At 38.6% G+C, this 24312-nt stretch carries 19 protein-coding genes; 10 read left to right on the top strand and 9 right to left on the bottom strand.

Going from position 1 to position 24312, the window contains the following annotated elements; genetic code table 11:
* Positions 1-63: 63 nt before the first annotated feature.
* Complete coding sequence (locus tag A3Q33_RS13455; protein WP_081180398.1) at positions 64-3549, bottom strand: hybrid sensor histidine kinase/response regulator; 3486 nt, start codon at positions 3547-3549, stop codon at positions 64-66.
* A 160-nt stretch (positions 3550-3709) separates the two neighbouring features.
* Between A3Q33_RS13455 and A3Q33_RS13450 the strand changes: the two genes are divergently transcribed.
* The gene (locus A3Q33_RS13450) at positions 3710-4894 is read left to right on the top strand and encodes an MFS transporter (RefSeq protein ID WP_081180397.1); all 1185 of its coding nucleotides are present in this window, start codon (positions 3710-3712) and stop codon (positions 4892-4894) included.
* 1 nt (position 4895) lies between these two features.
* The gene (locus tag A3Q33_RS13445) at positions 4896-5861 is read left to right on the top strand and encodes an alpha/beta hydrolase (protein ID WP_081180396.1); all 966 of its coding nucleotides are present in this window, start codon (positions 4896-4898) and stop codon (positions 5859-5861) included.
* 151 nt (positions 5862-6012) lie between these two features.
* Here the strand turns inward: A3Q33_RS13445 and A3Q33_RS13440 are convergent, their stop codons facing one another.
* Positions 6013-6795 (bottom strand): 3-hydroxybutyrate dehydrogenase, encoded by a 783-nt coding sequence (locus A3Q33_RS13440; RefSeq protein WP_081180395.1) that lies wholly within the window; start codon positions 6793-6795, stop codon positions 6013-6015.
* Between the two features lie 126 nt (positions 6796-6921).
* Positions 6922-7638: an SIMPL domain-containing protein gene (locus A3Q33_RS13435; RefSeq protein WP_081180394.1), complete on the bottom strand. Its 717-nt coding sequence runs from the start codon at positions 7636-7638 to the stop codon at positions 6922-6924.
* Between the two features lie 264 nt (positions 7639-7902).
* On the opposite strand from A3Q33_RS13435, the gene A3Q33_RS13430 reads away from it, so the two are divergent.
* Together A3Q33_RS13430 and A3Q33_RS13425 are read left to right on the top strand one after the other, a co-directional pair.
* Positions 7903-8718, top strand: a complete 816-nt coding sequence (locus A3Q33_RS13430; protein ID WP_081180393.1) for a mechanosensitive ion channel family protein — start codon at positions 7903-7905, stop codon at positions 8716-8718.
* A gap of 119 nt (positions 8719-8837) precedes the next feature.
* Entirely contained in the window at positions 8838-10019 is a 1182-nt protein-coding gene (locus tag A3Q33_RS13425; protein ID WP_081180392.1) for a serine hydrolase domain-containing protein, read from the top strand.
* Between the two features lie 355 nt (positions 10020-10374).
* Here the strand turns inward: A3Q33_RS13425 and A3Q33_RS13420 are convergent, their stop codons facing one another.
* A complete protein-coding gene (locus tag A3Q33_RS13420) occupies positions 10375-10599 on the bottom strand; it encodes a hypothetical protein (RefSeq protein WP_081180391.1) in 225 nt (74 codons plus the stop codon).
* Positions 10600-10605: 6 nt separating this feature from the next.
* On the bottom strand, positions 10606-10761 hold the full coding sequence (locus tag A3Q33_RS20620; protein WP_155866772.1) for a hypothetical protein: 156 nt from the start codon (positions 10759-10761) through the stop codon (positions 10606-10608).
* Between the two features lie 227 nt (positions 10762-10988).
* On the opposite strand from A3Q33_RS20620, the gene A3Q33_RS13415 reads away from it, so the two are divergent.
* Together A3Q33_RS13415 and A3Q33_RS13410 are read left to right on the top strand one after the other, a co-directional pair.
* A complete protein-coding gene (locus A3Q33_RS13415) occupies positions 10989-13124 on the top strand; it encodes a marine proteobacterial sortase target protein (protein WP_081180390.1) in 2136 nt (711 codons plus the stop codon).
* Between the two features lies 1 nt (position 13125).
* Positions 13126-13803 (top strand): class GN sortase, encoded by a 678-nt coding sequence (locus A3Q33_RS13410; RefSeq protein ID WP_081180389.1) that lies wholly within the window; start codon positions 13126-13128, stop codon positions 13801-13803.
* Positions 13804-14007: 204 nt separating this feature from the next.
* Here A3Q33_RS13410 and A3Q33_RS13405 read toward each other — a convergent pair whose 3' ends face one another.
* On the bottom strand, positions 14008-14943 hold the full coding sequence (locus A3Q33_RS13405) for a 2-hydroxyacid dehydrogenase (RefSeq protein WP_081180388.1): 936 nt from the start codon (positions 14941-14943) through the stop codon (positions 14008-14010).
* A gap of 142 nt (positions 14944-15085) precedes the next feature.
* Here A3Q33_RS13405 and A3Q33_RS13400 point away from each other — a divergent pair, with 142 nt between their 5' ends.
* Positions 15086-15952, top strand: a complete 867-nt coding sequence (locus A3Q33_RS13400; protein WP_081180387.1) for a PA4780 family RIO1-like protein kinase — start codon at positions 15086-15088, stop codon at positions 15950-15952.
* Between the two features lie 124 nt (positions 15953-16076).
* Here the strand turns inward: A3Q33_RS13400 and A3Q33_RS13395 are convergent, their stop codons facing one another.
* The 3 genes from A3Q33_RS13395 to A3Q33_RS13385 form a co-directional block, all read right to left on the bottom strand.
* The gene (locus tag A3Q33_RS13395) at positions 16077-17063 is read right to left on the bottom strand and encodes a YeiH family protein (RefSeq protein ID WP_081180386.1); all 987 of its coding nucleotides are present in this window, start codon (positions 17061-17063) and stop codon (positions 16077-16079) included.
* An 84-nt stretch (positions 17064-17147) separates the two neighbouring features.
* Complete coding sequence (locus A3Q33_RS13390; RefSeq protein ID WP_081180385.1) at positions 17148-17603, bottom strand: hypothetical protein; 456 nt, start codon at positions 17601-17603, stop codon at positions 17148-17150.
* Positions 17604-17704: 101 nt separating this feature from the next.
* A complete protein-coding gene (locus A3Q33_RS13385) occupies positions 17705-18367 on the bottom strand; it encodes a YehS family protein (RefSeq protein WP_081180384.1) in 663 nt (220 codons plus the stop codon).
* Positions 18368-18710: 343 nt separating this feature from the next.
* Between A3Q33_RS13385 and mfd the strand changes: the two genes are divergently transcribed.
* The 3 genes from mfd (at position 18711) to A3Q33_RS13370 (ending at position 24309) form a co-directional block, all read left to right on the top strand.
* Complete coding sequence (gene mfd, locus A3Q33_RS13380; protein ID WP_081180383.1) at positions 18711-22220, top strand: transcription-repair coupling factor; 3510 nt, start codon at positions 18711-18713, stop codon at positions 22218-22220.
* Between the two features lie 131 nt (positions 22221-22351).
* Entirely contained in the window at positions 22352-23974 is a 1623-nt protein-coding gene (locus A3Q33_RS13375) for a CsiV family protein (RefSeq protein ID WP_081180382.1), read from the top strand.
* A 44-nt stretch (positions 23975-24018) separates the two neighbouring features.
* Positions 24019-24309 (top strand): DUF1244 domain-containing protein, encoded by a 291-nt coding sequence (locus A3Q33_RS13370; protein ID WP_081180381.1) that lies wholly within the window; start codon positions 24019-24021, stop codon positions 24307-24309.
* The last annotated feature ends 3 nt before the right edge of the window (positions 24310-24312 follow it).

Raw genomic sequence — 24312 nt, 5'->3', positions numbered from 1 at the left:
ATAATACGCTAACCAGTACATACGAATACTAACAGTAAAACGATCAGTAAAATTTTTAATTAGTTATAGCAGTTGCCGCATCATGCGCTTCAGCGCTAATGACTTAACCGGCTTACGTATAAAAAGAAATTCAGCGTCACTAGTATGTTCTCGAACACTTTCTGATGGGTCGGCAGAGCAAATGATTGTCGGCACATGCCATCGTTGTACTTGTTGCAATGTTCGCACTAATTCAACGCCATTATTACCGTAATCAAGATGATAATCAGCAATGACAATATGAGGTTTAATGTCGCCATTAGCAAGCGTCTGCTGACAAGATGCTTGATCATGTGCGGTCAAAACCTTACAACCCCAATCGATAAGTTGTGAGGTTAAGGCCGTTAACATTAATTCATCATTATCAATTAATAGCACGACAATGTTACTAAAGGGTTTTTCTGGCGATGCTGGTGTTTTAACCTCTAAGGTTTTATTCAACTTTTTACTTGTATTTGCATTTACTGCTGCGGCTTCACTCTCACTGACACGCGGTATTTCAATGCTAAAACAAGTCCCCTTACCCAATTGAGACTTCACCGAAATATTTAAGCCCAGTAAGTTCGCAATACGCTCTGAAATAGCTAAACCTAAACCAAGCCCAGGTATTTCTCGATTCTGTTCTAAGCGTTCAAATTCACGGAATATTGCTTTTTGTTGTGCTAACGCGATACCTGGGCCGTTATCCCAAACTTCAACGCGAATCATCGCTTTGGTTCTTCTAATACCTAACACAATACGATTGGCAATCGTCGCTTTTTCACCTTGTTTATCGTTGCAATAATGTACCGCATTCGACAAAAAGTTTTGTATTACTCGTCTTAACATGCGTTTATCAGAATGCACAACACATTGACTGAGTTGATAAGAAAAGCGTATGCCTGCTTGCGTGGCTAATGCCGTAAATTCATTGTTTAATGGGCTAAGTAAATCATCAAGGGCGAAGTGGCTTTTATCAATTTTTTCAGAGCTACTATCTAGTCGAGAAATTTCGACTAAATCAGACAATAAAGCTTCTACCACATTCAATGAGTCATCAATATGTTCGGCAAGTGCCGTTAACTCTTCTCCTTGTACTTTATTTTTCAACATTGAGGTAAATAAAGATAAGGCATTAAATGGCTGCATAAGATCGTGACTTGCTGCCGCTAAAAATCGGCTTTTACTGCTATAGGCGGCTTCGGCTTCGGCTTTAGCTTTTTGTAATTCTTGGGTACGGCTTTCAACGCGTTTTTCAAGATTTTCGTTGGCTTTTTGTAATGCTTTTTCAGCTTCGATATGCGCCGTAATATCTGAGAAAGTACTTACAAAACCGCCTGCTGGCATCGACTGACCACGAATTTCTAGTACCATGCCATTAGGCATTTTTCGCTCAAAGTGATGGCTGTCACCATTTTTCATATGAGCAATGCGTTTAGCGATCATCTGATCATTATTAGCACCACCAGCAATAATATCTCTTGAGATATTAAAATTTAATAAGGTTTCAATGGGTAAGCCGGCTTGCACAAAACCTTCAGGGTAATCGAGTAATTGAATATAACGCTGATTCCACGCCACTAATCTCATGTCGGCATCAACAACACTGATACCTTGCTCGATATTTTCAACACCTGATTGCAATAACTCACGGTTAAAGCGAAACATTTCATTTGCTTCATCCACAATACTAACAACATCTTCAAGTGGCATTCTCTCTGAGGTTGAGGCCGCTTTCATGACCATGCGCGTAGAGGCCGAACCTAAAACACCAGAAAGTTGTAAACGTGTATATTCAATCAAGTTTACTGGCTCAACATCAAGGTTATTTTGACTCGCTTGATTCGATTTTGCGATTTGTAAAAAAGCATCTGCAGCACTTTTATCGATAAAACGCATGAGTAAGCTGTAAAGATCTTCCGTACTTAAGTTACGTTCGAATTTTCGCTGACTTTTAGAGATAAAAATATCGGCTTGGAGTTTTTCACCGACACTGCGATGGGTCATTAATGAAACAACGACAAAACAAACGATATTACTCATTAAGCTATAGAACACGCCATGGCTGGTTAAGTCTAAAAAGTCGACGCCAAAAAGCGCGGTGGGCTTCAGCCAAGCAAGCCCAAACACACCATTTTCTACCCAAGCTAAGTTAGGCGCAATAATAGGTAACAGTAAAGTAAAAAACCACATAACGCTGCCGACAATTAAGCCGGTTAATGCGCCTTTACCATTGGCTTTTCGCCAGTACAATGCACCGATAATAGCTGGGGCAAATTGCGAGAGTAAAACGAAGGAGAGCAAGCCAATACTGGCTAAATGGCTTTGCTGATTAATGCTACGTTCAAAGGCAAAAGCAAATAATAATATTGCGGTAATGGCGAGACGGCGTTGTTTAAGCAACAAGCCAGAAAACTGCGGCGCACCTGCCTTGCTGAAATATTTAAACTTCAGTGTTAACGGTGTTATCACCTCAGTAGAAATCATGGTACTTAATACGATAGCTGAAACAATAACCATACTCGTTGCTGCAGCTAAACCGCCAATATAAACCACAATACCTAACCAAGCTTGTTGAAAAAACAACGGTAGTGTTAGCACGTAAGTATCGGCATCGACACTGCCACCGGGAAAGGTAACGAGTCCAGCAATAGCAATCGGCAAAACAAAAATATTAATTAAAATAAAATACAGTGGGAACAACCAGCGGGCGGTTTTTAACTCTTGCGGATGATGATTTTCTATCATCATCATATGAAATTGCTGGGGTAAAACGAAAATGGTAATTGCCCCTAATACCGCATGAGCTATGCCTAAATATACAGAGCCCTCACCGGTAAATAGGTTATTACTTTTCTGTTGTGCAGCTAAGTCTGCAAAACCATCAAAGACAAAAAAAGTCGCAAAAATACCCACCGCGGTTAACGCTAATAATTTCACCACAGAGCTAAAGGCAATCGCCAGCACTAAACCTTGGTTTTGCTTACTGGCCGCAATTTGGCGAGTACCAAAAAAAATACTAAAGACAATTAAGACAATGGTCACCACAAATGCCGTACTAATACCTGATTGAAAGGTGCCAGTGAGTAAATCAAAACTGGTACTAATAGCGCGTAATTGCAAGGCTATATAGGGCACAGTACCCACCAAGGCGATCAACGCAACGGTTATCGCTATTTTAGGCGAGCGGTCATAACGAAAGGCAATAAAATCAGCAATTGAAGTCAGGTTTTGGCGCTTGATAATATTTAGCATTTTCATCAACATCGGCCAAGCAAATACCAAACACATGATAGTACCGATATAAAGGGGCGCTAGCCAAGCACCTGTTGTAGCCGCTTGGCCGACCGTGCCATAAAAAGCCCATGAAGTGCAGCTAACGGCTAAAGATAAACTATAAACCCATGGCTTGCAGCGCCATTGCTCAGACGACTGATTTTGCCCTTTGTAAGCAACTAAAAACAGTAGGCAAAGATAGCCAATAGAGAGTACGGTGATCAACCAAGTATCAATAGATAGCCAAGCTAACAAATTTATTCCTTTGTTTTAAAGATGCTATGCACAGCATAGAAAGGGATTTCAAATAGCATATCATGCAGGCCAGTCGATTATAGTGCACTAAGGTAGTACTTATTTCCCTAACTTCCTAGGGTAATCTAACCATTCATTATCAGTTTGAAAGTTATCATAGATGAAAATCACTAACAAATATTTAGTCGAAACTATTGTTTTCTTTAGTTATGTATTATTCGCCATGGCTTGGGTCGGTGGCACAGCGAGCATGCAAAGCATTATGCTTTCTCTTGACGTGCATAGCTTAGCCTCAGCTAGCTTTATTAGTGGTGCGGTTACCTTAGCTAAAATTGTTGGTACTTTTATTGCGGCTTGGATAGCAATAAAGCTCGGTATTAAATATGCATTTTTTGTTTCCAGTTTATTGATCACCATTGGCCTTCTCACCCCTTATGCGCCAAATTATGAATTACTGTTATTGAGCCGTTTTTTAATGGGGCTTGGTGGTGCCTTTATGGTGGTGTATTTTAATCCGATTGTTTTACAATTTTTTAAAGCCGAAGAGCGATCCACTATTAATGGCATTAACGCTGTTGCCTTTAATATTGGTACCGCCATTATTTTATGGCAAATGGGCAGCATTAATGAGCTAACGGGTGGGTGGCAGAACAGTTTAACTGTCTTTTCGGTTATCAGCCTAATTGTCGCCCTACTTTGGCTTTTAGTTAAATTTGAAGAACCTAATACATCAACACAAAGTATTCATGATTTACCTGAAGTTTATAGTTACCGCGAGGGCTTAAAAGACCGTTTTAATTGGATTTATGGTTTAGCCTATTCTGGCATTTTAGCGTTTTACATTTGTTTGTTCACCTTTTACCCCAAGGCAGGCATTGTACAAAGCAAGTGGGTGATTGGTTTCGGTATTATAGGTACGATTTTCGGCATCATTTATGCGAAGAAAATACCGTTACGTTTACCTGTTATTCGTTGGTCTGGTTTTGTGGTTATTATCAGCACAGGTGTATTTTCGTTCAGTGACTTATATTGGCTACAAACCTTTGCCGCTATGGTATTAGGCTTTTTTATCTTCTTGCCAGTAACGGCGCTTGTGTCAATTCCACACGAATTACCGAAAATGACCTCCCCGCGGATCACCATTGTATTTAGTATGTTCTACTCAATCAGCTACATAATATCGACGCTTATTTTATGGATATTCGGCAGTTTGGTTGATATGAATCAGGGCGATTACACCTGGTCGTTTATTTTGATCACGGCACTGAGCTCAACCTTATTTATCGGTAGCTACTTCTTACCAGAATCTGGCAATCAACATAAAACACAACAAGAAGGTAGCTAACATGCGAGGAACCGTATCAATAAATTTAATTCCGTTACTCGAGCAAGTTAATGCTGGCATAGCGCAAGCGAAAGCAAGTGGCGCAGCCTTTGAGCCGAATGTTATTCGGCAGAACTTGGAAAACTTATCATCATATATGATACCTGGACCTGAAGTGGCGCTGATAAAGAATACTTTTATTACCGTCGCTGAAAATAAAATTGCTGTACGTATTTATCATCCAAACCCTGAAAAAGAGTTACCGGTTTTACTGCACTTTCATGGCGGCGGCCATATGTGTGGTAGCGTTAATTTATATGATCCCATTAGCCGTGAACTGGCAATTGCCGCCAATGCTATTGTTGTTTGCATTGATTATCGATTAGCACCAGAACACCCTTACCCTGCGGGGTTAGACGACTGCCAATATTTATTAGAAAACTATCAAGATTTACTCAAAGGTTACCGCTTTAGCGAACAGCTTTATATCGCTGGCGATAGTGCTGGTGGCGCAATTTGTACCAGTTTAGTGATTAACAACATCGATAACGCTGCTATAAAAATTGATAAACAAATATTGATCTATCCGAGTGTAGACTACACCATGAGTTGCCCGTCAATTGTCGAAAACGGCCAAGGTTTCTTGCTAGAAGCAGATAAAATGCGTTGGTACTTTCAACAGTATTTTAATCTCGACAATATAGAGCTAAACACAGGCGAATCAACAGCGGCATTAATAACAGCAGCGTCACCTTTATTAGGTAAATTTGATAGCAGAATGCCTAAAACCTTAGTGATAACGGCAGGTTGTGATCCTTTGCGAGATGAAGGCGCTTTATACGCCCAAAAAGTGAAGCAAGCGGGAGTAAGTGTTGAACATTATCAATTTGATGACCTGATACACGCCTATATGCTGCTGTCAAAATTAGTACCTGAGCAATACCATCAAACTTATTCACTGATTAAAAAGTTTATTAACAACACGTAAAATTTTTATCTACTCGACTAAATATAACCACGAGTGCAAATCAACAATTAACTAACTTCCTATAGGGCTCCTCAGTAAATTGAGGTAGCCCTTTTTTATAGTATTAATTAAAGTACGAATAAAGTACGAAATTATTATTTCCTGAAAATTGTTACTGAGCCGTCCAAGCACCGTCCATAGGTAAAGCAGAGCCAGTGATACTTCTGGCACTGTTGCTGCAAAGAAACAAAATAAACTCGCCAATTTGTGCTGGATCCATCATTTCTGGCAAAGGTTGTTTAGCGGTAACCAATTGATATTTAGCATCATCAAAAGTAATTTCTTGTTTTTTTGCAATAGCAGAAATTTGATCGTTAATCAGTGGTGTATCAACCCAACCTGGGCAAATAGCATTTACGGTAATGCCCTGCTCGGCACATTCTAACGCTAACACTTTGGTTAATCCCACCAAACCATGCTTAGCCGCGCAATACGCCGACTTATTAACTGAACCAACAAGCCCATGCACTGAAGCAACATTAATAATTCGGCCCCAACCGTTACTTTTCATGTTGGGCAAAGCATATTGAATCGCATGAAACGCAGCCGACAAGTTAATAGCAAGAATTGCATTCCATTTTTCTAGCGGAAACTTTTCTGCCGACTCTGTGTGTTGTATGCCCGCATTATTAATTAAAATATCAACACTGCCCATTTGCTCGATTGCACTCTTTATTAAGCGTTCGATACTGTCAACATTCATTAAATCGGCATTATCAAATATAGCGTTAATACCGTATTGAACAGAAAATTCACTCGCTAGCTTTTCACCTTCAGTGGTTGACATTAAGCCGTGTAAAACCAGGTTTATTCCCTTCGCGGCAAGTACATGGGCCGTTGCTAGGCCAATACCGCTTGTTGAGCCCGTAATTAAGGCAACTTTTTGGTTAAGCATAAGGATTCCTTATTATATATCCGTAATATAAATTTATGCTCAAGGTTATCGTATTTTACCGCGTTAATATTTGGTCCCTTAGTACCATACCGATTAAGAAAACATTAACGCTGGCGAGTTATTAACTTACAGTTCGAGATCAAAAACCACACTAATCGATGCTGAAAAAACAATATTTTCTTGTAAGTAGCGGCCTGGTTTCGCCGAACTATCTGCCATACTAGATCTCATTTTATAACCTTCATTATTAGCACCGTACCTATGGTGACTTTGGTTTGAGTTAGCATTAATACTATAAATTGCCCCTAACTCAGCATCAAAAGCATTAGCTAATAACTTACCTTTGCTTTTAGCATCATTAACCGCAAGCGCATTTACTTCTTGCTGCAATTGCTTCTCGTTCGAGGACTTTAATTCGATATTACGAATAGCATTAATTTTTACCTTTAAAGCAAAGTCCATAAAAGCATTGAGTTTATCGATATCTTTTAAGGTTATTTTTAAGGTTCTGCGTGCAATGTAGCCTTCAATTTTATCTTGCTCACCGCGATTATAAGTTCTGCGCACTTCTGTAGAAATATTCGATGCTGAAACATTATCTTCATCAACGTCAAAATCAGCCAAACCGTCAAGTAAGTTATTCACTCGTTCATCAACATCTTTTTTTGCATCCAAACTGGTTTTTTGTTCACTTTCAACATTTAAATGTATAACTGCAATATCAGGCATCGCGAGCATTTGTGCATCGCCGGTCACTGAAATATGACGGTTATTTGGCAAACTGCTATTAGCAACGGTGAAGGTAGAAAACGTAAGCAGCACAACATAAGTAAATAATTTCATAAAATATCCTATTTAAAGCCCTTTGGTATAACAAAAGTTTAACGACTAAACGTCTAAATTATTAGTCATCAATTGTAACGATACGCTACTTTAATACAGGCTAACTGAATCATAGCTGAACGAGTGGAATATTGATTTTACGATGCTGAATCAATTATTATAAATTAAAGTAATATTTCCCTCGATTTGTATCACGAAATCAATTACCGTGCACATTTTTAGCGCCAAAATAAGTCGTTATTGTAGTAATTTACCGGGTAATTCATGATCCAGTCTCTTTTAGAAAACAAATCTTTAGTCTCCGTAGTTTTAGCTGTCGTTATTATCACTGTAAAATTAGTTATTACGCGCTTTATTAAGCGTCGTGCGAAAAAGAAAAAAATAGATAAGCGCTTTACCGTAAATTTTTTGAATAATATTTTCAATTTTGCACTCATTGTCATTATGTTTAATATTTGGTCAGTTGAAATTCAAAAATTTGCCTTTTCAATCGCAGCATTTGTAGTTGCTATCGTGTTAGTAACACGGGAGTTTATTCAGTGTTTTATCGGTTTTATTTATGTAGTTTCAAACCGTCCATTTCGTATTGGCGACTGGATACAAGTCGGAAATTACTGCGGTGAAGTAAACTCTATAGACTGGATAAACTTAACTATTTTAGAAGTTAATATCAGTAATTATCAATTTACCGGTAAAACCCTTTACATGCCGAATAATCAATTAGTGACAACGGCAATTAAAAACTTAAACTTCCTCAAACGTTATGCGGTGCATCATTTTACTATTACCCGTGACGGCAGTGTAAATCCGTTCGAGTTTATTGATGCGCTAAAAATTAAAGCCAACAGCTATTGTGCCGACTTTAATGATGTCGCCGTAAGGTATAATCAAGTTATTGAGAATCGATTAGATATAAATATTGCAGGGCCTGCGCCACATATTGAAGTTGCAACGTCAGATATCGGTGATACACAAATTATTTTTACGATTTTTTGTCCAACAGAACGTGCAATGGAAATTGAAAACAAGCTCACCGCTGATTTTATGAACTTTTGGTTTAGTGCTAAAAGTCATAAATAATCATAACAGCCTTTAATATTATGTATATTGGCGAGTTAGCAGCGAACACGCGATAATTTTACTTTTTATTTACAAGTTAACTCGTTAGAATTAATTGTTTTTTCAAATTGGTTATCTACATGTTTTTTCGTTTTATCGCGCTTTTCTTTGCCTTATATTTAATACCAACGGTTAATGCCACTGATTTAGCCAACTTCAATAAAAAATTATCGGCAAATGTTGCCAGTGAAATAAAAAAATACAGCATTCCTGGTGCCGCCTATGCCATTGTGCAAAATAATCAAGTTATTGCCATGGAAAGCTTTGGCTACATCGATAAAGCTAAAAGCCAAAAGGTCGATAACAACACGGTGTTCCGTCTAGCTTCTGTCTCTAAACCCTTTGCCGCGACCATTACCACTATGCTGGCACAAGAGCAGCAACTTAACTTATCAGATCCTATTACTAAATATGTACCCCACTTTGCTTTAGCAACAAAAGGCGCTGCAGAAAAAATACAAATAAAACATCTCCTCAGCCATTCAAGTGGATTAATGCCTAATGCCTACGACAATTTACTGCATGAAAATTGGAGTATGGATAAAATAATTGGCCGGTTTGATCGCGTTACACCCATTTGCCAACCTGCGAAATGTTACGGTTATCAAAATATTGCTTACGGTTTTTTACAACCGGCTATCGAAGCAGTTTCTACTAAAAACTATGCAAGCTTATTACAAGAACGAATATTCTCTCCATTAAAAATGCACAATGCCTCAGTGGGGATTGATGTATTTTTAAAACAAAAAAATACTGCAAAACCTCATATATTAAGAAAAAGAATAAAAACTGGCAGAAAGGATCGTGCAGGAAAAGACATTAGGCGCTATATTTGGCGAACAGTAAAAGTAGAACCTGACTATTATAAGGTTGCGCCAGCAGCAGGCGTAAACGCAAGCATTGATGATTTATCAAAATGGTTAATTGCCAACTTAGGCCATAACCCTGAAGTACTTTCTCCAGCATTGCTGAGCGAACTCACCATACCACGCATTAAAACTAAAAAAGATTTACGCCGCCGATATTGGCGTGAACATTTAACTGACGCACACTATGGCTATGGTTGGCGCATATATCAATTCGAAGGACACCCTATTATTTACCATTCAGGTTGGGTTGCTGGCTATCGTGCTGATATAGGTTATTCGCCAACACTCGACATGGGTTTTGCCATTTTGATTAACGCAGAGTCGAACGTTATTAACAAAATATCGAGCCAGTTTTGGGCACAAGCCCATGAGTTATTAGTGGCTAGTAATTAAAAACTTATTTTGGCATTTATAATCTATTCAAAGAGTACCAAACGTGGATATGCGTTAAGTTATTCATAAAATTTTGATAAATCGACACACCTACTTTTTAAGTATCTAAAGAGTACTTGCCGACCGTTTTATGAATAAAATTCCATACATCCTCTTTGCTACCGTCGAGAAGTTTATTTAGTCCTTTGAGGCTAATAGCGAAAAAATTGATTTTAATTATAAAATCAATTTGAGAAGGATGCATAAAGGAGTCCATACGACTCTTAAATTATACACCCACAGGTCTATTAAAGATAAATAGCCCCTTATGTGGAGTTGGATGTTTTTCAGTCCTCCAAAGGTATAGAACCCTCTGTCATACCGCCCTTTTTCTAAATTCATCTTCCCCTGATAAGCTAGTCCCACAATCATCGAACTGCCTTAAATAATCAAGCTTAGATCCTGGGCTTTTTGAAAACTTAATCTCTATTAAAATACTCTCTTTTAGTGTAAATCTATCATCCGCTTTAATTGTAAAGTCTTCATAGCCTTTACGCCCATTAATAATATTAAATCCTGCATTATTAGATAGCTCTTTCACTCTTAATTATAACGATGGCCCGCCTAAATCCTTATCAGCACCTAAATAATCTCCTAGCTTCTTGAAATAATTGTGTTTATTCATTAAAAAATGCTTCAGCTTCTTTAATTGTTGATATTTTTCATCATTATAAATTTGTAAAAAATCAATATAAAAACTCATAAATCCCCTTTAATAATAACTTATTTTAGAGAGGGTACGCTCTATGGATTACACACCAAGTAGGTTTATTTTTTAGCGATATAAGGTTTAACATACAACAGATTATAAATTCGACACCAAAGCCATAATTTTGCCACAATTGAACACAACATTGCCTTATTGTTAACGCCCTGTGCACCTTTTGTTTTGATGAAATATCCTATATCAACGGCATATTGGAGCAAAGCATGTTCAACTCAAATAAAAAATTAATCTTAGTCGACTATCAAGACTCTTACTTTTATCAACAAAAACGTAAAAAACAACGCAGAAAGTGGTTTAAGTTCATATTACTACTCGCGCTAGTTGCAGCACTGACTGCGATTATTGCTCCTTTAGCACGAGCGAGTAACTTAAATAATGACTTGCAGGAACAAGCTTCTTTTTCGTCAGAAAACGGTCTTATTCATGGTCCGCAATTAGTGTTCTCTCACCCAGACAATACTAAAAAAGTCGCTTTACCAATTAATATAACGGCTAATATTGAAATAAACGGCCTTATTGCTTACGCACAAATAAAACAGGTATTTATAAATCCTTACGACATTGAACTCGAAGGTAAATATCAGTTTCCATTACCTGAAAATTCAGCGATTAAACACTTGAAAGTCAAAGTAGCTGATAAAGAAATTATTGGCCAAATAATGGAGAAAGAAGCAGCCAAAAAAGTTTATAAACGGGCTAAAAAACAAGGTAAAAAGGCAAGTTTAGTGCAGCAACAACGGCCTAACTTATTCACCAACAACATAGCCAATATTCCTGCTCAATCAACCGTAGTGGTAACTTTAGAATTTATTATGCCTGTAACATTTAATCAAAATAGCTTTAACTTAAAGTTACCATTAGCCATGACTAGTCGCTATCAAAGTGATCATCATCAAAAGTCACCTGCAGAACAAAACTCAGCACTTATGCCGCCCATGACAAAAATGCTGGCAAATAGCGAAGCCTCAATCAATATTGTACTTAATGCCGGAACCCGCATTGCTAACATTAAAAGTAATAGCCATAAAATAAAAACTGAAGCATTAGCTAACCAACAATCAAACTATTTAATCACGCTTGTACATAATCAAGTGCAAGCCAGTCGAGACTTTGACTTGAACTGGCAACTTCAAGCAAGCGAAAAGCCGCAAGTCAGTAGCTTTAGCGAACAGGTTGGCAGTGAATACTTTACCCTATTAACATTTTTCCCACCGTCCGTTGACCAAACAACCACCTTGGCCCGTGACATTATTTTCATCATTGACACCTCAGGCTCTATGCAAGGAAATTCGATGATTCAAGCTAAAGCTAGCTTGCAAGAAGCGATTTTAAAATTAAGCACTAAAGACAGCTTTAACATTATCGCTTTCGACGATAGCGTTGAGTTATTGTTTCCCGAAACCAACATGGCTTCACAACGCAACATTGGGCAAGCACAGCAATTTATCAAAAATTTGCAAGCCGATGGTGGCACTGAAATGTATCGTCCCTTAAGCCAAGCATTAGTCATGGCAAAAGATCACCATCAAACGGCAAAGGCCATTCGCCAAGTGGTTTTTATTACCGATGGCGCCGTTGCCAATGAATTTGAATTGATGCAGTTACTCGATGGCGCTCAGCGCAACTTCCGCTTATTTACCGTTGGTATTGGCGCCGCGCCGAATGGTTATTTTATGAAAAAAGCCGCACAGTTTGGTCGCGGTAGTTATGTATTTATTCAAAACAATGCAGACGTACAAAGTCAAATGTCAGCCTTAATGACAAAAATAAATCATCCGGCGATAACAAATATTGAGTTGATGTTCGATAACCAAGTTCAACAAGAAGTCGATGTTTATCCGAAAAAAATTGCTGATTTATATATCGGTGAGCCAATGCAAGTCACCGTAAAATCAAAGCTTCCTATTACCAGTGTGCAAGTCATGGGTGATACGGCTGAAAGTCCTTGGTACCAGCAACTCATTATTGATGACAGTCAATCGTCTCGTGGGATTTCAACACTCTGGGCACGTAGGAAAATTGAAGATTTGTTAGACAGCTTAGTTACTGGTGCTAATAAGGAGCAAGTTAAAGCACAGGTGATCTTAACCTCTATTGCTCATCAAACCCTATCACCATATACCAGTTTTATTGCTGTAGAAAAGCAACCTGAGTTGATGCCCCTGACAGCTAAAAATAATCCATCAAATGCTAAACGCCAGATGAATACATTAGCAAAAGCTCATGAGCACTTAATGGTGGCAATGCCTAAAACCGCACTTGGCTGGCATCAACAGTTACTTGTCGGCCTGTTTTTAATACTGTTAGCCCCCTTAGTATTACGCATTTGGTCCAAATAGCATGGCTAAGCTGATCAAAACTGCTAGAAAACTATCGGCTTCTGCATTAGTGATTGTGGGTGCGCTTTTGTGTATTCAGGCTAGTTGGTTGCCGCTCAAAGCTTGGTTGTCACAACAATTAATTAATCACAGTTGGCAGCAATCAATGGCTGCACAAAAGCATTTACAAGCACAGCAGCAAAACCATGCTCAAGATAATTCAAGACCACATAACTTGAATTCATATAACTTAAATTCATATAACTTAACAAAGCAAATAGCGATTAAACCTTGGCCATGGGCTGATACATACCCAATTGCGGAACTTGTATTTCAGCGCTTAGATAAAAGTATTGTGGTATTAAATGGCGGCGATCCTACCACCTTAGCATTTTCAGCTGGTGCCGTTGCCCCATTTAATCAACCCAATGTAACTAAACCTTTTGTGGTTGCTGGGCACCGCGATAGCCACTTTGCTTTTTTGGAAGATGTAACCATAAGAGATATAATTTCGTTAACCGATGCTCAAGGCCAAGCGCAATTATTTAAAGTTGCAAGCATCGATATTGTCGATGCTTCTGCCGGGCAATTGTCATTAATCGATAATGAGCAAAGTTTGATTTTGATCACCTGTTATCCCTTTGCAGGGATAGGTAACGACAGCGATGAACGTTATGTAATTACCGCAAACCGCTTATAAGTCCAATTGAAATAAGTTCACAGGGTATGAATACATGAAATATAATTTTAAAGCACGTCAATATGCTAAACACTATATAAAAACGGCAATAAATTTAAAAATTTTAAATCTATTTTTACTAATAACTAATAACTAATAACTAATAACTAATAACTGACAGCTGACAGCTTAAAACTAATAACTTAAAACTAATAACTTAAAACATCAATAACCATTAATCTTACTTACCGCTTTCGGTATCTGCCCTGTAGCACGAAAACTGTGAATATTTGTAGCGACAATATCACAGGCACTATTAATATTGGTTGGCGCAGATATATGCGGCAAAATTGTAATGTCAGGATGTTGCCAAAGTTCGCTATTTACGGTTAGCGGCTCATGTTCAAATACATCGAGTACCGCATGGCTAATGTGATCTGAGTTCAAGGCGGCTAATAAGTCGTCAGTATTAGTAATGCCACCACGGGCAAAGTTAATAATGCCACTGCCTTGCGGAAGCTGCGTTAATAAATTTTTATTAACCATTCCTCTTGTCGCCGGGGTTAATGGCAGTAAACACACTAAAATATCACTTTGCGCTAACATTTCAGCTAAACCATGCTCTCCACTAAAGCAGCTAATATTGGCTATCTTTTTAGCTGTGCGACTCCACCCCATGACATTAAAGCCGTTTTGTTGCAATTGCGCTGCACTGACCTGGCCTAGTTCTCCTAAACCTAGAATGCCGATTCGTCGCTCACTTGCGGGTACAAGTTGATGTTGCAGCCAGTGTTTATTTTGTTGCTGCTTAGCATAACGTGGCATATCTCGATGTAAATATAAGCTCCAGGCTAAAACCGCTTCAGACATTGCACGGCTAAGTGTAGGATCGATTAATCGTACGACTTCAATTGGAGAGTCAGCTAAAGCGATCATTAAATGCTCAACACCAGCCCAAAGGCTGTGTATCCAAATTAAGTTTTCATATTCAGCCAACAAGTCTGTATCTGGGTTAGCCACAATCGCCAACTTAACAGCCTTTTTCTCTGCTAATTTAACCTCAGAATACGACACAATATTTTCATCAGGTAATCGTTGATTTAGAGCCGCTAACCAAATAATTTCTTCATGTTTAGGTAATTGATTAATAAATGGGATCATATGGCTTTGCGTTAATGTAAAATAGATTTTATTATACTACCGCAAGTTAATACGTAAACCAGACAATGTTTTAATCTATTGATAAGTCAAAAGTTATAATTTTGTTCTATCTTCCAACGCCCAACTAAGGTATAACGGCGCTATGAAAGTACCTAAACGCATACAGCCACTTGTTAATGATGGCCTAATAGACGAAGTAATAAGCCAATTAATGAGTGGAAAAGAAGCCACTGTTTATATGGTTCGTTGCGGCGATGACGTTCGCTGTGCGAAAGTTTACAAAGAAGCAATAAAACGCAGCTTTAAAAAAGCAGCGCAATATCAAGAAGGTAGAAAAAGTCGCAATAGCCGTCGCGCGCGAGCGATGGAGAAAGGTTCAAAGTACGGCCGAGACCAACAAGAGTCGGCTTGGCAAAATGCTGAAGTTGACGCACTTTACCAGTTGGCAGAGGCTGGCGTTCGTGTACCACACCCTTATGGCTGTTTCGACGGTGTATTATTAATGGAACTTGTGACCACTGACGACGGTGATGTAGCGCCACGCTTAAACGACGTTGTTATGTCAGAAGAACAAGCAGAAGAAGATCACACGCTAGTCATGCATTACGTCAAGCTAATGCTTTGTGCTGGTATTATTCACGGTGATTTATCTGAATTTAATGTTTTAGTTGACGATTACGGCCCAGTGATTATCGATCTACCACAAGCTGTAGATGCTTCAGCCAATAATAATGCCAAATCTATGCTTATGCGCGATGTAAATAATATGACTAACTATTATGGTCAATTTTGCCCTGCATTAAAGCAAAGCAAGTACGGTCAGGAAATGTGGGCATTATTCGAAGGCGGTGAGTTGACACCTGAAACACCTCTCACAGGCTTATTTGAAGAAGATACCGATGCAGCAGATGTTGATACCGTATTAGAAGAAATTAAAGCCGCATTCGAAGAAGAAGAAGCCAGAATAGAACGCATTAGTGATGCAAATGCCATCGACAGTGAATATTAATTAAGTAGGCTGATTTAATGATAAATTTGCGTATGAACTTAACCTTCATACGCAAATTTAACGTAACGCTCTTGACTAGCTTAACCGTCTTAACTAGCTTCACTAGCCATTACAGAAAACCCAATTAATAAAAAATCATAATCCCCGTAATAATCAAGCCTGCCAAAAATAACGTTTCACCGCCCATTAATAACACGGGTCGCCAACCAACAGATAACACTTGTTTTAACGACGTTTTAACGCCAATAGCGGCAATGGCAATAACTAGTAAATTGCTCGACAAGCTACGAATAATATCAATTAACCAAATGGGCAACACACCAACATTTTTTAAAAACGCCAGCACGAAAAACATAATTAAAAAGCCCGGAATAAAAGCACTAACACCGCCTGACATTTTGCTGTTTTTTTCTTTAAACGCAAAAAACACCAACATCACTATCGGCATTAACAACGCCACTCTCAGTAGTTTAATATAAGTTGCTACATCTCCCGCTTCAGCAGAAATGGTGTAACCGGCCCCCACCACTTGTGCAACGTCATGAATTGCTCCACCAATAAAAACCCCGGCCAACTCATCTGAAAAACCTAAATAACTGGCCACAATTGGATAGAAAATCATTGATAAGGTGCTAAACGTGGTAATACCTATCACCGTAAAAGCAAAATATTTCTCTTGAGATTTATCGTTGGGTAACACCGTTGAAATTGCCGCTGCCGCTGATACGCCGCACACGGCCACTGCGCCTCCAGACAATACCCCAAAAACTTTCGATAAACCTAACGCGCGGGCAAAAAACACACCAAAAAATATCGTTAAAGCCATACTCACCATCACAATTAATGGTGGTGTAATACCAAGGGATACTATATCGGCGAAAGCTATACGCACTCCCAGCAAACCAACACACAAACGTAATAGTTCGCGTGAGCAGAAGTCTACGCCGGCTTGAACCGTAGAATAACTGTAAAATGAATGCAGGCTCAAACCCAGTAATAGTGCAAAGAGTATAATTGGCGCTTGATAACGTGTAGCGACAATTGTGGCGATAACGGCGACCAATGAACATAAGGCCACACCTACTAATTTAGCTCGAAAATTTAACAGCATTATACTTTTAACCGTAAAGTTACATGAGTAAAAAGCCTGAAAATGCAGGCTTAAATATTGATATTCTGTCGCTTTTAAAGAGAGTTAATACTCACTAAACCAGCTATTTTTTATGCCTTTACCCGAAAAACGTACGAGTATCATGGCAATAATAATTACCATAACAGGCATTATAGTGCCCCCTGGCCCATAAACTTTATACGAATTACTAATAAAAAATGAATGAAACATTTGCACTAGCACCGCGACTAATGAAGCAATAAACAACGGATAACAGATGCGCTTTTTCATTAACAAAGCAATACTGGCGAAAGTACCAGCAAAAACAGCAACAGTAAAAGCAATGGTTGCCCATAACGGCACTGAACCATAAAGCGCTTGCTCTGCTTGTGGCAATTCGGCGATCATTTCTGGTGTCATCATCATATGCCCGACAAAGGCCATAACACCGAGTAAATTCCACACAAGAGCTAAAATAGCCGCGACTTTAAACCAGCTTGGTATAACAACAAGTTCTGATGATTGTGTATTGTCTGACATATTAAATCCCTTATATTAGTGCTTTATTTTTATAGTTATTTAGAATCTATTCATTTGAAATATAACTTATTTATAGCACAAAAATCAGGCTTTAATTGGTGTTACTCACCCCAAATATCTTTCGGTTTAAGTTTTAATACTTTTCGCTCGCCAGGCTTGCGCTCAACTTTGGTTTTATTTGGGTTAACATAAATTTTACTAGCATTCGCTTTAGCCGAGTTGTAATTTTTATCTTCTAAAACCACTTCTAACTTGTCTTTCGTCTCTTCAATCACAGGTTTTTTCACTTGTTCTTTAGCACGACGTTGAACATGAAACTTCTTGTCTATACCTTGTAACAAATTGCGTAAAACCTGGTCTTTACATTCACGATAGTTTTTATGTTCAGGTTTACGAGAGAATGCACTTAACTCTGGCTTATTTAAACGAAAGTTAGCTAGCGCCAGCATTTCAATAATATCTTCTGCTTTTAAATTAAAGGCTATTTTCAATTTAGTCAGAATAATATTATTGTTTAAACGCTTTTCAGCCTTCGCAGGTTCGCCTTCTTTTTTTCCACGGCGTTCATTGATAAAGCCATTTAAAAAAGCAGCAAATGTAGTATCAGGGCAATTTACATAAGTAGGATCATCTTCTTGCTTTAACCAGTTACTAATTTGCTCGCGCGTTACGGTTAAATCGCCAGCAGCAAAAATAGCAATAACCTTTTGATCGTTAAAATTAAAGGTATATCTCAGGCGGCGTAAAACATCGTTATTAGTCAAAAACTTCTCCAAAATCCAACGAATATCGCTGGTTATTGCTACTTTACACTAATTATATTTATTAGGGCTTGGCAACATATAGTGATTCAATTGCGCGCTATTATACACGCTTTAAATAGCCAGATCTTTACCTGCAAGCGCTATTTAATGTAAAAGCTGCACGGCTTTAAATTTAGCGGTTAAAGATCACCTAAAACTCATGTTAAGATACCTAAAATTTTGGAGTTAAGCGCTTTCAAAAACCCGTTAAGCTATACCAATAAAAGCGCTCAATACTAAAATCATCATTTAATTATATGTTTCTGAGTTAATCATTTTCAACGCAATTTAATTACGAGCAGTCATGAGTAAAAATGTTAGTCTTTTCAGTCCAGTATTAGCTAAAAGTCGCGGTAAAAGTGCCGATAAAAAAGTTTGGCAAAATCTACCTGGCAGTAGCGCAACGGTCGCTATTTTCCATGGCGCGTTATCCACACAACAGCCCATACTACTGCTGACTCATGACACGCCATCAGCGTTGCGTTTAGAGCAAGAACTTGCCAGTTTAAATCGACAAGCAAAATTACCGATTTGCTTATTTCCTGATTGGGAAACCTTACCGTACGATACATTTTCGCCACACCAAGATATTATTTCTCAGCGATTAGCCACTTTATATCAATTATCGCGCATGGATAAAGGCATTGTTATAGTGCCTATTTCCACCTTAATACAACGTTTAGCACCCAAGCAATATATTGAAGCTAATAGCTTAATCATCCAAAAAGGCGATAAAAAAGATTTACATCAGCTAAGACAAAACTTAGAAGCTAGCGGTTATCGTTGTGTTGATCAAGTGATGGAGCACGGTGAGTTTTCTGCCCGCGGTGCCATACTTGATATATTTCCTATGGGCAGCAACACCCCGTTCAGATTAGACTTTTTTGATGACGAAATTGACGAAATTCGTTTGTTTGACCCAGAGAACCAACGTTCGAGTGATAAAGTTGATGGCATTAATTTATTACCCGCGCATGAATTTCCAACCGATACTGACGGTACCAATTTATTTCGTAGCCAATACCGCGAACAATTTACCAGCACGATAGATAAAGAATCTATTTATCACCAAGTCAGTAACGGCATTATGCCGGCAGGCATCGAGTATTATTTACCGTTATTTTTTGAGCAAACCAATACCTTATGTGACTATCTAGCTGATAACACTTTGGTGATTATCAGTGGCGATATTGATAAAGCTTTAACACATTACTGGACCGATATTGACTACCGCTATGAAGATAGACGCTACGACCCTACTCGACCATTATTACCGCCTAGCCACCTATTTCTAAATAGTGAAGAACTTTACAGCGCATTAAAACCTTTTGACCGTATCAATTTAAAACCTGACGTTAATGAAGATGAAGTAAAAGCATCACAAGTGCAGTTTGACGTGCATGCACTGCCTGATCTGACCATAGATCATAAATTAAAGCAGCCTTTTGAATTACTTAATAACTTTGTTACTAGCAAAGAAACGCCAAATAAGCTGTTATTTGTGGCAGAAAGCCAAGGTCGACGTGAAAGTGTATTAGAGTTATTAGAGCGCAATAAAATAAAGCCTAATGTCTTTAATACTATTGAAGATTTTGTTAACAGTGACGCGCCGCTCGGTATCACGGTTAACGCTTTAAGTGCCGGTTTTATTTTTCAAGCCAAAGGCAGTGCTAAAAAGAATGCCATAGCGTTAATTACAGAAGCAGAATTACTCGGCGATCGGGTACGCCAAACTCGTCGTCGCAATAAACAACAAGAAATTCAAAACGACGCAATCTTTAAAAACTTAGCAGAGCTAAGTATCGGCCAACCGGTTGTTCATATTGACCATGGCATTGGTCGTTATATGGGTTTACAGACGATAGAAAACAGCGGTATTACTACTGAATTTTTAGTACTCAGTTACGCTAAAGAAGCCAAACTATATGTGCCCGTTGCCTCTCTGCATTTAATTAGTCGCTACTCAGGCGCAGACGCTGAACACGCTCCTTTACATAAGTTGGGTAACGACACCTGGAGTAAAGCCAAACAAAAAGCGGCAGAAAAAGTACGCGACGTCGCTGCTGAACTGTTAGATATTTATGCCAAACGTGCTAGTAACCATGGTTATAGCTTTAAACGTGATAAAGATGAATATCGTGCCTTTGCTGATAGTTTTGGTTTTGAAGAAACCTTTGATCAAGAGCAAGCTATTAATGCGGTGATCAGCGATATGCTTTCACCAAAAGCGATGGACCGATTAGTTTGTGGTGACGTTGGCTTTGGTAAAACCGAAGTCGCAATGCGAGCAGCCTTTGTCGCGGTAAATGACGGTAAGCAAGTAGCGATATTAGTACCAACGACCTTACTCGCTCAACAACATTACGAAAGTTTCCGTGATCGTTTCGCCAACTGGCCCGTTACCATTGAAGTGCTATCACGCTTTAAAACCACCAAAGAGCAAAATGCCGTTATTAAAGAAGTGGAGTCTGGCCAAATAGACATTTTAATTGGCACTCATAAACTTTTACAAAACAGCATTAAATATAAAGATTTAGGACTTTTAGTCGTTGATGAAGAACATAGATTTGGTGTTAAACAAAAAGAAAAAATAAAACAGTTACGTGCCAATGTCGATATTTTAACCCTAACCGCAACCCCGATCCCTCGCACCTTAAATATGGCGATGGGTGGCATGCGTGACTTATCAATAATAGCGACGCCACCAGCAAAACGCTTAGCGGTAAAAACTTTTGTTAGAGAGCGTGATGACGCTTTAATCCGTGAATCAATTTTGCGTGAAGTGTTACGTGGTGGCCAAGTTTATTTCTTACACAATAATGTCGACACCATAGACAAAACTGCCGCAGATATACAACTATTATTGCCGGAAGCGAAAATTATTACTGCCCATGGTCAAATGCGAGAGCGTGAACTTGAGCGTGTAATGGGCGACTTTTATCACCAACGTTATAACGTGTTAGTTTGTACTACCATTATTGAAACCGGCATTGATGTACCTACCGCTAACACCATTATTATGGACCGAGCAGACCATTTAGGTTTAGCGCAATTGCATCAATTACGTGGCCGTGTGGGTCGTTCGCATCACCAAGCTTATGCTTATTTATTAACACCGCACGAAAAACGCATGACCAAAGATGCGAAAAAGCGTCTTGAAGCCATCGCATCCCTTGAAGATTTAGGCGCCGGCTTTACCTTAGCCACTCACGATTTAGAGATTCGTGGCGCAGGTGAATTATTAGGCGAAGATCAAAGTGGTTCAATGAGCCAGGTCGGCTTTACGCTTTATATGGAAATGCTTGATGCCGCGGTTGCTGCGCTTAAAGACGGTAAAGAGTTGTCGCTTGACCAAGTCACCAAAACGCAAACGGAAGTAGACTTGCGCGTAGCAGCACTGCTGCCAGATGACTATATTTTTGATGTCAGTTTACGTTTAAGCCTTTATAAACGTATTGCCAGTTGTAAAAATAAGCAAGCACTTGACGATGTGCAAGTTGAGCTGATTGATCGTTTTGGCTTGTTACCCCAAGCGGCAAAGAATTTAATTCATATTGCTAAGCTAAAGCTTAAAGCAGAGAAAATAGGCATTACTCGCATTGATGCTGGACCTGCTGGTGGTTCATTTGAGTTCAGTGTCGATACTAAAGTAGACCATATGTTTATCTTTGGGTTAATTCAGCAGCAACCAAAAATATACAAAATGGACGGAGCGAATAAGCTCAAATTTAAACAAGCAACCGAAGATGCTAAGTCTCGATTTATTTTGATCACCACCATGCTAAACGAATTGGCGAAACATTTGCGCCCGTAAACACTAAAATGGTTAATACTTAAAACGACCGTAATGATCAGTTATCCCTAACAGATAACTGATTGATAATTTAAGTATTGACCAACTTTTGCTATTATCACTAGGTAAAATAACCATTAACTGGATACTGAATGAAATTAACCCAACTATTTTTATGTTCTGCCACATTAGCACTACCGCTAACGTTAAATGCAGCGACGCAAAAAAGTGACGACCGATGGTTTGATGTCGAAATTATTCTTTTTAGCCAATTGGGCGATAAAAGTCAGTTAAAAGAAAATTTTCCAGAGACCAGTGAATTACCTAAACATAAACGTGTAGAAGATTTACTTCGCAGATACTTAAATCCTGACATTCGTAGTTTAAAGCAGCTTCTGCCCAGCTGTGATTCTCCACAATATGGGGAAAACTTAGTCAATAAAACGGCTAAGTTACCCACGCTTTTTAAAGAGCAATCTTTAACTGAGCTAGCGTTAACAGCAGCTGAAGAATCATTGTTTAACCTTGAAAGCCAAACAGTAGAGCAAAATAACAACCCGTTGAATGACGCAACTCATAGTACAACATTACCTTCAGCAGCAAACGAAAGTAGCAGCATCCCAACATTGCCTGAAAATGCCAATGATGTAGACGTAAACAAAACGATTAATAACAATACACTTTATAGTGATGTACAAAGTGAAGTAAAAAACGGAGTACAAAATGAAGTACAAGGTGATGCACTCGATAGCACTACTTTGTCGCCTGAGCCAGAATTAACGCCTGAAGAGCGTGCAAAAATACAAAACTTAGTTTTGGCCGCAGAAGCAGAGTTTCAAACGCTTAAATTTCAATATACACCAACAACTGAAGCTACATTATTATGTCGTATTGATCAGGCTAATTTTACTGATTATCAAGTAAATAACCCTGGATTTGACTACCATGGTTTTGCTGTTGATAAAATGCCTTTATTGATTAATGGACAAGAGGAAGTCGGTAATAACAACACCCATTTACTTAGTAAAGACTCTCTGCAACTTGATGATATTATTCAAGACTTAAGATATAGCAAAAACTTTCGTCCTCTATTGCATATGGGTTGGCGTCAAGTTGCTCGACCTGAAAAAGAATCTGTTCCGGTGAAAGTATATGCCGGTGAAAGCTTCGCTGCAGATCATAAAAAGAAGTTAGCTCATTACAATAAGCAAAAAAATCAGCATATAGTTCAAGCACTTGAAACCACTAGCGAGCAAAGCCCAATGGGCATTTTAACGCTTAAAAACCAAGCAAAAAACAGCCAGCAGGAACAAGTACAAGCGGCAAAAAAATCGCGAATTCAAGAGGTTATTGCACAACTATCGCAAGTAAATGAAGATACTGAAGCACTATTAACATCATTTAAAACTCAAGATTTATCGTTAAAACTTGGCAACGAAAATCCATTAATATCTGAGCCGCCATTAGCCCCCGTGCAACCTTGGTTCATCGATGGTTTTTTCAATATTCATTTAAAGCACTATTTATTTATAACGGCTGATTTTAATATTTTAGATAAAAATTTAGCTGAACTTGCCACCGCACAATTAGCTGAAAACGCTCCAGCTATGGGCAATACTGATGTAATAATTACAAAGCCAGTACAAGCGAAGGCTATTAGATTTAAACAAGATCGACGCGTTATCAGTGGCGAAGTGCATTATTTCGACCACCCGTATATGGGCATGATAGTGCAAATTAGACCTTACACAAAACCAGAGCCTGAGGACGAATAAAGTCTTTAAGGTATATTTTTCAGATTAATGATTTAGAGGATATTATGGATAAAGAAATTGAAATTCAAGCAGCGGTATTTCGTCGTTTACTCGCGCATTTAGATAACCGTAAAGACGTGCAAAATATTGAATTAATGAACCTTGCTGGTTTTTGTCGTAACTGTTTTTCTAAGTGGACGGTTGCTGAAGCTGAAAAATTGGGCGTTAACGTTGATATCGACACTGCCCGTGAACAAGTTTATGGCATGCCGTATAGTGAGTGGAAAGAAAAACATCAATTACCAGCAACAGACGAACAATTAGAAAAATTTAATCAGTTAAATCCAAAAAAATAATAT

The organism is Colwellia sp. PAMC 21821 (assembly GCF_002077175.1).
In the GTDB taxonomy this organism is placed as follows: domain Bacteria; phylum Pseudomonadota; class Gammaproteobacteria; order Enterobacterales; family Alteromonadaceae; genus Cognaticolwellia.
This window is presented reverse-complemented; position numbering and strand designations above follow the sequence as displayed.

What these genes read in the sequence shown, in the direction of transcription:
- A3Q33_RS13445 (WP_081180396.1), top strand. Translation starts at nt 4,896, where the DNA reads ATGCGAGGAACCGTATCAATAAATTTAATTCCGTTACTCGAGCAAGTT.
- A3Q33_RS13375 (WP_081180382.1), top strand. Translation starts at nt 22,352, where the DNA reads ATGAAATTAACCCAACTATTTTTATGTTCTGCCACATTAGCACTACCG.
- A3Q33_RS13405 (WP_081180388.1), bottom strand. Translation starts at nt 14,943, where the DNA reads ATGATCCCATTTATTAATCAATTACCTAAACATGAAGAAATTATTTGG.
- A3Q33_RS13390 (WP_081180385.1), bottom strand. Translation starts at nt 17,603, where the DNA reads ATGTCAGACAATACACAATCATCAGAACTTGTTGTTATACCAAGCTGG.
- A3Q33_RS13415 (WP_081180390.1), top strand. Translation starts at nt 10,989, where the DNA reads ATGTTCAACTCAAATAAAAAATTAATCTTAGTCGACTATCAAGACTCT.
- A3Q33_RS13395 (WP_081180386.1), bottom strand. Translation starts at nt 17,063, where the DNA reads ATGCTGTTAAATTTTCGAGCTAAATTAGTAGGTGTGGCCTTATGTTCA.
- A3Q33_RS13400 (WP_081180387.1), top strand. Translation starts at nt 15,086, where the DNA reads ATGAAAGTACCTAAACGCATACAGCCACTTGTTAATGATGGCCTAATA.
- A3Q33_RS13430 (WP_081180393.1), top strand. Translation starts at nt 7,903, where the DNA reads ATGATCCAGTCTCTTTTAGAAAACAAATCTTTAGTCTCCGTAGTTTTA.
- A3Q33_RS13425 (WP_081180392.1), top strand. Translation starts at nt 8,838, where the DNA reads ATGTTTTTTCGTTTTATCGCGCTTTTCTTTGCCTTATATTTAATACCA.
- A3Q33_RS13370 (WP_081180381.1), top strand. Translation starts at nt 24,019, where the DNA reads ATGGATAAAGAAATTGAAATTCAAGCAGCGGTATTTCGTCGTTTACTC.
- A3Q33_RS13410 (WP_081180389.1), top strand. Translation starts at nt 13,126, where the DNA reads ATGGCTAAGCTGATCAAAACTGCTAGAAAACTATCGGCTTCTGCATTA.
- A3Q33_RS13450 (WP_081180397.1), top strand. Translation starts at nt 3,710, where the DNA reads ATGAAAATCACTAACAAATATTTAGTCGAAACTATTGTTTTCTTTAGT.
- A3Q33_RS13440 (WP_081180395.1), bottom strand. Translation starts at nt 6,795, where the DNA reads ATGCTTAACCAAAAAGTTGCCTTAATTACGGGCTCAACAAGCGGTATT.
- mfd (WP_081180383.1), top strand. Translation starts at nt 18,711, where the DNA reads ATGAGTAAAAATGTTAGTCTTTTCAGTCCAGTATTAGCTAAAAGTCGC.
- A3Q33_RS13435 (WP_081180394.1), bottom strand. Translation starts at nt 7,638, where the DNA reads ATGAAATTATTTACTTATGTTGTGCTGCTTACGTTTTCTACCTTCACC.
- A3Q33_RS20620 (WP_155866772.1), bottom strand. Translation starts at nt 10,761, where the DNA reads ATGAGTTTTTATATTGATTTTTTACAAATTTATAATGATGAAAAATAT.